Genomic DNA, 9,662 nt, shown 5'->3' with positions numbered 1-9,662 from the left:
AATCCTGGTTTTAATTTTAGCGTAAGGGAAAACTCTCTATGCTAGCTTCTACATGTCATCTAAAACTTTCATAATTTTTAGTATTTTTCTTGCACGAGTGGGAAAATTAGTATAGTTCTCATAATATTATGTTGATTTTATTTATATAAATGATAGAATTATATACAAAATGAAAGGTAAGGTGGATGATACCGTGGCAAACGAATTAAACAAGGTACTTCGTTGTGAAGCACTGAAAGACAAGATTGTTACAGCAAAAGAAGCAGCGTCTTGGATCGAGGATGGAATGTCTCTAGGTCTGAGTGGATTTACTTTGTCTGGAGACGCAAAAGCGGTCCCATTGGCATTGGCAGAACGAGGAAAAACTGAAGATTTTAAAGTAAACGTTTTCACTGGCGCTTCAATGGGCCCCAACGTTGACGAATTGATGGCCAATGCAGATGTAATCAATTTACGTGTTCCTTATCAAGGCAACCCAGCAATGCGCGGCAAAATCAACTCAGGTGACTCTTTCTACATCGACCAGCACCTTTCTCATACAGCTGAATGGATTCGCCAAGGCGTAATCGGACCAGTTGACTATGCAATCATCGAAGCAGCAGCTATTACAGAAGAAGGATATATCATCCCGACTGGTTCTGTTGGTAACTCTCCGATCTTCGTTCAAGAAGCGAAGCATGTCATCATCGAATTGAACGTAAATGCACCTATGGAGTTTGAAGGCCTACATGACATCTACATCCCAGATGCTCAAAACCAACGTAAAGAAATTCCTATATACAGCGCAACAGATAAAATCGGTACACCAGGTATCAAAGTAGACCCTGAAAAGGTTGTTGGAATCGTTCTTACAGAGCAAGGCGATATTCCTTCCCCTATCGTTCCTCCAGACGAAGAAACACAAGAGATTGCAAACAACTTGTTGAACTTCTTCCGTGACGAGATCAAATTGGGCCGTATGGATGAAACGCTAATGCCTCTTCAATCAGGTGTTGGTTCAGTTGCGAACGCAGTACTTGACGGTATGAGAAATTCCGAGTTTAAAGATATCGAAGTATATTCTGAAGTACTTCAAGACGCAATCTTCGACTTGATCGATGATGGTGTAGTGAAATTCGCTTCTGCTACTTCATTGACTCTATCCAAAAAGCGTTTGGACAGCTTCGAAGACGATATCGCCAAATACCGCGACAAGTTGGTATTCCGTCCACAAGAAATCTCAAACCACCCGGAAATTATCCGTCGTTTGGGTATCATCTCATTCAACACAGCGCTTGAGCTAGACATCTACGGAAACGTGAACTCTACACATGTTAGCGGAACACGTATGATGAACGGTATCGGTGGATCTGGTGACTTCGCACGTAACGCACGCATCGCGATTTTTGTTACGAAGTCTTACGCAAAAGGCGGAGACGTTTCATCTATCGTACCTTTCTCTTCTCACGTGGACCACACGGAGCACGACGTAGACGTAATTGTTACGGAACAAGGCTATGCGGATCTTCGCGGCTTGGCTCCAAGACAAAAAGCGGAGTTGTTGATCGAGAACTGTGCTCACCCTGATTTCAAGGAAGAGCTACGCGATTATTACAACAGAGCATGTGAACAAGTTGGCGGACAAACTCCACACATCTTGGAAGAAGCTCTATCTTGGCACGTGAATCTTGCGAAAAACAAGACAATGCACAAGACTGCAGAAGCTCAGAAGTAATTTTATAGGTAGGACATGACCAAGCGGATATTGATCTGCTTGGTTTTTTTTGATTTGATTTTGTTTGGTTTGGTATGGTTTGGTTGGCGAGGTTGATTGGTGTTGTATGCGGATGCTTTGATTGGTGGGGATTGAGCGGGTACGGGGGTTTATTGAGCGGTTGTGGAGATACATAGAGCGGATAAATGGATGGATAGAGCGCATGCGGGGGTTCATTGAGCGGTTGGGAAGATGTATGAGCGGATAGCGTGGAACTATGAGCACTTAGCCAGATGTGTGAGCGGCTTGCCTTCCGAACATGAATAGAGATGACTGCCGTGATGGACATTGAGCGGTTAAACAAGAGGATTGAGCGGATGCCGTGATACATAGAGCGGATAAATGGATGGATAGAGCGGTTGCGAGGGTTCATTGAGCGGTTGGGAGAATGTTTGAGCGGATAGCGTGGAAGTATGAGCACTTAGCCAGATGTGTGAGCGGCTCGCCTTCCGAACATGAATAGAGATGACTGCCGTGATGGACATTGAGCGGTTAAACAAGAAGATTGAGCGGATGCCGTGATACATAGGGCGGATAAATGGATGGATAGAGCGCATGCGAGGGTTCATTGAGCGGTTGCGGAAGATGTTTGAGCGGATAGCGTGGAAGTATGAGCGCTCTGCCATATATATAAGCATCTTCTCTTAAAAACAATGTACTCCCCCTTCCCCCATGCATAAAAAAGAGGAACCCATAACGGATTCCCCTCCCCTTTTACCCATTACAAATCATCAAAACCATTCAAATCACTAGTCTTCACATATTGTCGGCTAGTTTGTTCGAAGAAATCCGTTTTCGTATCGTCGAAGTTATCGACGTACGCGCGGATCCACTTCATTGGATTGTCCGTGAACTCTGGGTAGATTTCGCTCAAGCCGAGCATACGCAACATTTTGTTTGCGCGATACTTGATGTAACCTTCCATCTCTTCCAGCTCCAGGCCATCGATGCCTCCTAATACGTAGCGGCTCCAGATGACTTCTTGCTCGACGGAGTGGCGGAATTGGTCATAGATCCATTCCGTGAATTCGTCTGTGTTGTACTCTGGGTTTTCAGCCAATGCTGCACGGAAGATGTCGCTGATTGCCTTACCATGCTGCAGTTCGTCACGGTTGATGTACGAAATCATAGTCGATGTACCGACCATTTTCTGGTGGCGCGCCAAGTTATAGAAGAACGCGAAACCACTGTAGAAGAATAGACCTTCTAATAAAGTCGTGTAGACCATCGCTTTTAGAACCGTTTCGATTGTCGGGTTCTCCGCAAATTCATTGTAGACGTCTACAATTCGTTCATTTCGCTTCATTAATACTTCGTCTGTACGCCCCATTTCAAAGGCTTCCATTTGCTTGTCCAAGTTCGTGACAGATGAAAGTACGTATGCGTAGCTGTGATTATGTTCACTTTCCTGGTCTGCGATCGTCGCAAGAATCGACTTGACGGAAGGATCCGTTGTGAAGTCTGCGATTTTCATTGCAATGACGGTTTGTGGACCATCAAGTGTAGCGAGTAAGCCAATGATTTTCAGGAATGCGGATTGCTCTTCTTTGGTCAAGCTTGAGAACTGCTTGACGTCTTGTGTCATGTCCACTTCATTCGCTGTCCAGAAAAGGGATCGGATTCGCTGACGTAATGTATAGAAATGAGGGTGCGCGATGTCGTTCCAGTTCAGGATGCCGCTTGCTTCCCCACCGAAAATAGCTGTTGCTTTATTCGGGTTTGCAGGATTCAGTACTTTTACTCGTGTAAGTGTCGCCAATGTTCGAGCACTCCTTTCGTCCAATTCGTAACGGTTTGTTCTTGCATGCCGCGCGGGCTTTGTTCGATCTTCAATGGTTCAAATGGGGAATGATAAAATTTTGCCAGCTTGTCTGCTGCTTTGCAAAATAGATCATCGCCGCCAAACTGGGTATCCCCTGTGCCAAAGACGTAGACGAGCTCGGGTTTATAGCCGACGTCCGCCACGAAATCTTTGACTTCATCCGGCGTCGCCCCTTTTTCCCATGTGAATGAACCGATGCACAACGCGTCGTATTCTTTAACATTTGGGATGAGGCCGATGCCGATGCGATAGGTATCGACTTCGACACCTTCATTTTGTAGACGTTCCGTAATCAATTCCGCTACTTCCTGTGTGTTGCCGCTCCAGGATGCATAGGCGATTAAGAATGACACCACTCGCACTCCTCAATCTCTGCTGCGGTTGAACGCATATAGTACGTCGTTTTCATGCCGGATTTCCATGCCTGCAAGTGCAGATCCAAAATAACAGATGCACGGATGGAGTTCGGTACATAGATGTTGAATGAAATCGACTGATCGATGTGTTGCTGACGCGCGGCGTTTTGCTTGATAGACCAGCGCTGATCGACGATGTAAGCAGAACGACGGTAAATGTCATACGTATTGTGATCTAGATCCGGTGCAATAACCGGTAATTTATAGTCTTTCTTCTCTTCATGGTAGAACGGCTTGAACACTGGATCGATCGATGCTGTTGAGCCTGCGATAACCGACGTCGAGCTGTTCGGCGCAACTGCCATCAAGTAGCCGTTACGCATACCGTTCATTGCCACGTCCATGCGCAGTTCACGCCATTTATTGGAATCGTATTCGCGTTGCTCGAAATATTCGCCCGTTTGCCAATCCGAACCATCAAACAATGGATACGCGCCTTTTTCTTTTGATAATTCCATTGAAGCTTTAATTGTCAAATACGCGATATTTTCGTATAACTCGTCTGCGAAATTCACCGCTTCGTCTGACTCCCACTGAATGTTTTTCAATGCGAGTAAATGGTGCCAACCAAATGTGCCGAGTCCAATTCCACGGTAGCGTGCATTTGTGCGTTGTGCTTGTACAACTGGAATTTGGTTTTGATCGATAACGTTGTCGAGCATGCGTACTTGAATTTTGATCAAGCGGTCTAAAACGTCTGCTGTCACTGCTCTTCCAAGGTTGATCGATGATAGATTACATACAACGAAATCGCCTGGCTTCGTGCGTGTGACGACCATATCGTCTTCGAGTGTAACCGATTCATGTGTAGATGCTGACATATTTTGTAGTATTTCTGTACACAAATTACTAGAATAAATAATTCCTTCATGCTTATTAGCGTTCATACGGTTTACTTCGTCGCGGTAAAACATGAATGGTGTTCCTGTCTCCAGCTGGCTACGTAGAATCCGTTTCATGATTTCAATCGCTGAAACCGTCTCTCTTGATAGATCTTCATTGCGGACACATTCTTCATACTTCTCGCGGAATGTTCCTTGTCCTTTTGTTTCATCATAGAAATCTTCCAATGAATAGCCCATTTTCGTGCGAACTTCATGTGGATCGAATAAATGCCAGTCTTCACGGGACTCGACTTTCTCCATGAACAAGTCCGGCAAGCAGACGCCTGTGAAAATGTCATGTGCGCGTAAACGGTCATCCCCGTTATTGAGCTTGAGGTCGAGGAACGTGAAGATATCTTGATGCCATACGTCGAGATAAACGGCTACGGCACCTTGACGTTGACCGAGTTGATCGACACTGACTGCTGTGTTGTTCAGCTGTTTGATCCAAGGAAGAACACCGCTTGACGCACCTTCGAAACCACGAATCGATGCACCGCGTGAACGAACTTTCCCCATATAGACGCCGATCCCGCCACCGAATTTCGACAAGTTCGCGATATCGGTGTTGCTGTTGTAGATTCCTTGCAGTGAATCATCTACTGTATCGATAAAGCAGCTTGATAGCTGACCGTGCATCTTACCTGCGTTCGACAATGTAGGCGTCGCTACCGTCATGTACAAGTTGCTCATCGCCCAATACGCTTCGCCGACTTTATGAATGCGGTCTACTGTTTCGGCTTGCATTAACGTCATCGCGATGATCAACCAGCGCTCTTGCGGAAGCTCCACGGACTGCTTCTTAAAGTTCACCGTTACATAGCGGTCTACCAATGTTTTCAATCCGATATATGTGAATAATAGGTCACGAGAAGGATCAAGTAGCTTACCGATTTCCTGAAGCTCGTCCTGGCTATATTTCTCTGTCAGAATGGGTGTATATAAACCTTGTTCCACCAAGCGTTCTACATTTTTCGCAAAATCGGTATAGACATCCGCTCCACGCAATGCTTTTTGCTTTGCATAGACGTCGAATAAATAAATACGCGCCGCTACAAACGTCCAATACGCATTCGCTTCATCAATACGGCTTAAAGACTCTAGCACCATGGCGTTCGTCCACTCAGTTGCTGAGCTCGCTGGGTGACGCTCTTGGAATTTCTCACTCGCTTCGATCAACGGTTCGATTTGTTTCTTGCCGAATTCCTGTTGTAAGTTTTCCATCAATAAATGAAGTCCCACAGATTCTTGAATAATAGCCATTATATCCGCTCCCTTTAGTTAATTAATTCGGTTATGTACTAAATAAAAAAACTCCCGATATAATCGGGAGTCGTCGATTGACGTGTAGTAGATAGCGGAAAGTTTTAGGCAGACTGAAAAAAGACTGCTTTGTGCTTTCACTCTCCAACCCCGAAGAATGTTTTGCTGAGATGACTGGCAGGTCTACTGGCTGGCACATCGTTCTTCCATCTTTCCTTCCCGCCGAAGCAGTGGTTTTCATAAGATAGTCGTCCGTGCCCTCAGTTGCGGGGGCAGCTCCGTTCGTGGCGGATTCCCTTTTAAACGTGGTGGGTACCAATTCATCTAAATGCTGTTATACACTATATATAGTGTGTTGATTCATATATAACCCTAACATGTTGTGTTCAAACATGCAAAACAAAAATCGAACCGATGTTCAGAATCCTTCTTCTGAACTACGATTCGATTTTTCTTATTCAGTATTTTATAGTATATCAAACTTTTTACTTCTTGACTAAATTGTTTGTCTGAACGTTTTATTTAGATAGTGAAATTAGTTAGGAGAAGGGATGAGGGCTCCAGCCGGGGACGCGTTCCGAAGGGCCCTCGTCTTCCGCCCTCATCCTACATAAAACACCTAACACTTAGTCAGTTCATTACTCATTTTAATAGTAGTTCAAGATCAAAACCTCAAAAGCCCGAGAATTTCTCTCGATATTACAAACGATCTTCTGCTCTTTCAGCTGTTTCTTCCCAACATTCTGCGCCTTTTAGGCCAGGGATGCTAGCTGATTTGAAGACGGGATTTCTGCCGGCTTTTCGTTGTTTGGTGAAGTCGTCGAGTACTTTGAAGGCGATTTTGCCTAGGAGTAGAATGACGACTAGGTTGATAATGGCCATTAGTCCCATGAATAGGTCGGCCATATCCCAGACAATTTGTACTTTTGCAACGGCTCCGAAAAAGACCATTGCGAGTACGAGTACTTGATAGATTCGTTTCCATATGACGTTGGCGTTGATGAATTCGATGTTCGTTTCGCCATAGTAGTAGTTACCGATGATGGAACTGAAGGCGAAGAACATGATCGCCACAGCGATGAAGTATGGTGCCCATGCGCCTACGTGTACTTCCATGGATGCTTGTGTCAATAAGATACCGTTTGTTTCGCCTGATTGGTACAAGCCGCCAAGTAAGATAATGAAGGCAGTTGCTGAACAGATGATGATGGTATCGAAAAATACGCCTAATGATTGTACGAGTCCTTGTTTTGCAGGGTGCGATACGTTCGCTGTCGCTGCTGCGTTTGGCACACTACCCATACCTGCTTCATTGGAGAAGAGACCTCGGCGTACACCTTGCATCATAGCCATACCAATTCCGCCACCCATGACCTCTTTAATACCGAATGCGTGCTCGATAATTAATGCGATCATCGCTGGAACTTCTGTAATATTCAATATTACAATATACAATGCTACGATAATATAAAATGTTGCCATGACAGGGACGATTGTCTGCGTTACTTTAACAATACGTTGCACACCGCCAAAGACGATCACTGCCGTCAGGACAATGAGTCCTACTCCTACAGCCCAATGTGGAATGCCGAATACGTCCGTGAACGATTGACTGATTGTGTTCGATTGCACTGCGTTAAAGATAAATCCAAAACACATTGTCAATAAAATCGCAAAGACAATTCCAAGTTTCCGCCAGCCGAGTGCTTTTTGCATGTAATACGCGGGCCCTCCACGGAAAGTATCGCCATCTTTCACTTTATATACTTGTGCCAATGTACTTTCAATGAATGCAGTTGCCATACCGATTAGAGCAATAACCCACATCCAAAATACTGCACCAGGACCACCGATTCCGATCGCAAGGGCTACCCCTGCTACGTTACCAGTTCCTACGCGTGATGCAGCACTGATTGTAAATGCTTGGAACGGAGATACCCCGTCATTGCTATCTTTCTTCTCTACAATTAGACGGAACATCTCACGAAATAAGCGTACTTGCACAAACTTCGTACGAATTGTGAAATATAAACCTGCTGCTAGTAAAAGTCCAATTAAAACATATGTCCAAATGAAATTATTCGCCGGCCCTACAAGCCAGTCGATCGCATTTTGAAACATCTGACCACCTCCTTGTGTATTCTATACCCTACTTGCCTATTTACTATGCTTAGCATAATACATACTATTTTCTGTTTTGCAAAACTACAGAAGCTTGATCCTCCAATAAACTTGCTGCGTTAGCCATCAATTCGGTCAATGACTTCTCTCCGTCATCCAACGCATGCACTTCAGAGAACCATCCGAGCAGCTCTTGACGTGCCGATTCATCAATAATCCCTGAAATGACTAGGACCGGAACACCCTCTGCTTTCGCAAGCTTCGCGATGCCCATTAATGCTTTTCCGGCAAGCGTTTGTCGATCCGTCTTCCCTTCACCTGTCAGAATAAGGTCTGCAGATGATAGATGCTTTGCAAATTCTATCGCCTCAAGCACGACACCGATTCCACTTTCTAGACGTGCGCCGCAATAGGCAATTAACGCACCCGCACTTCCACCTGCTGCGCCCGCTCCGTGCAGCTCATGCAAACGTACGCCTGTGACGCTTTCAGTCTCATCCGCAAAATGCTCTAAGCCTTCATCCAAATCCAAGACCATTTCCGGATTCGCTCCTTTTTGCGGACCGAAAATAACCGACGCCCCTTGTTCTCCTACGAACGGATTCTCCACGTCAGACGCAATGCGAATGTCCGCCTCCAACAACCGCTTATCCAGTTTCGATATATCGATTTCGTCGAATACAGAAAGCGTTGTGCCATTCATTTCCAACGGCCACCCGGCTGCTTTAAATTTCACTCCAAGAGCTTCAAGCAGACCTGCGCCTCCATCATTCGTCGCACTGCCCCCAAGCCCAATGATCAATTTACGATATCCTTGGTCGAGCGCATGGAGGATCAATTGCCCTGTACCATATGTAGACGCTTTCATCGGGTCGAGTTCTTTTTTCGTAAGCAACATCAACCCGGATGCCTGGGCCATTTCAATAACCGCCGTCTCTCCGTCACCAAGCACACCTAGATGCGCATCGATTACTCGGCCGAGCGGATCTCGCACAGATACCGTTTCGATTGTCCCACCAGTAGACGAAATCAGTGCATCAAGCGTCCCTTCACCTCCGTCTGCAACAGGTAAACGTATGATTTCTGCGTGCGGAAACACTTTTTTTACTCCACTAGATAGAGCGTTGGTCGCTTCTTCCGCACTCAAACTTCCCTTAAATGCATCAGGCGAAATGACAATTTTCACGGCTCACACTCCCTTTACTCGTATTCTAGCAGATTTTGCGGGAAAAGTTACCGTTAAATAGTGGATGATTAAAGTATTTTTATAATGAAGGCTTTTAGAGATGTTGTTTTGTTGGGGGATTTTTGCTCTAAGGGGGAGCTTATTCGCTCTATGTGAGTCTGTATCCGCTCTATTAGGCCGTCGTTCCGCTCATAGTTGGACGTTAACCGCTCTATCA

The 9,662-nt window shown here is 45.4% G+C and carries 6 protein-coding genes and 1 riboswitch; of the genes, 1 reads left to right on the top strand and 5 read right to left on the bottom strand.

Translation table 11 applies throughout. The features are described 5' to 3' along the window. Positions 1-169 precede the first annotated feature (169 nt). Positions 170-1,714 carry a succinyl-CoA:acetate CoA-transferase ScpC gene (locus tag CSV64_RS13305; RefSeq protein ID WP_369823537.1) on the top strand — a complete coding sequence of 515 codons (1,545 nt, stop codon included), beginning with the start codon at positions 170-172 and terminating at the stop codon, positions 1,712-1,714. Positions 1,715-2,474: 760 nt separating this feature from the next. On the opposite strand, the gene CSV64_RS13300 is transcribed toward CSV64_RS13305, so the two are convergent. The 5 genes from CSV64_RS13300 to CSV64_RS13280 form a co-directional block, all read right to left on the bottom strand. Continuing rightward, the gene (locus CSV64_RS13300; protein ID WP_099635071.1) at positions 2,475-3,512 is read right to left on the bottom strand and encodes a ribonucleotide-diphosphate reductase subunit beta; all 1,038 of its coding nucleotides are present in this window, start codon (positions 3,510-3,512) and stop codon (positions 2,475-2,477) included. Next, complete coding sequence (locus CSV64_RS13295; protein ID WP_099635070.1) at positions 3,491-3,928, bottom strand: flavodoxin; 438 nt, start codon at positions 3,926-3,928, stop codon at positions 3,491-3,493. The genes CSV64_RS13300 and CSV64_RS13295 overlap by 22 nt, the downstream gene beginning before the upstream one ends. Beyond that, on the bottom strand, positions 3,916-6,099 hold the full coding sequence (locus CSV64_RS13290) for a ribonucleoside-diphosphate reductase subunit alpha (RefSeq protein WP_369823539.1): 2,184 nt from the start codon (positions 6,097-6,099) through the stop codon (positions 3,916-3,918). Before CSV64_RS13290 ends, CSV64_RS13295 begins: the two co-directional genes overlap by 13 nt. A 198-nt stretch (positions 6,100-6,297) precedes the next feature. After that, a riboswitch (cobalamin riboswitch) is annotated at positions 6,298-6,474 on the bottom strand. A gap of 363 nt (positions 6,475-6,837) precedes the next feature. Beyond that, positions 6,838-8,259 (bottom strand): alanine/glycine:cation symporter family protein, encoded by a 1,422-nt coding sequence (locus CSV64_RS13285; protein WP_099635068.1) that lies wholly within the window; start codon positions 8,257-8,259, stop codon positions 6,838-6,840. A 64-nt stretch (positions 8,260-8,323) separates the two neighbouring features. Next, on the bottom strand, positions 8,324-9,445 hold the full coding sequence (locus CSV64_RS13280) for a glycerate kinase (RefSeq protein ID WP_099635067.1): 1,122 nt from the start codon (positions 9,443-9,445) through the stop codon (positions 8,324-8,326). Positions 9,446-9,662: the final 217 nt, after the last annotated feature.

This window comes from Sporosarcina sp. P32b (genome assembly GCF_002743335.1).
In the GTDB taxonomy this organism is placed as follows: Bacteria; Bacillota; Bacilli; order Bacillales_A; family Planococcaceae; genus Sporosarcina.
This window is presented reverse-complemented; position numbering and strand designations above follow the sequence as displayed.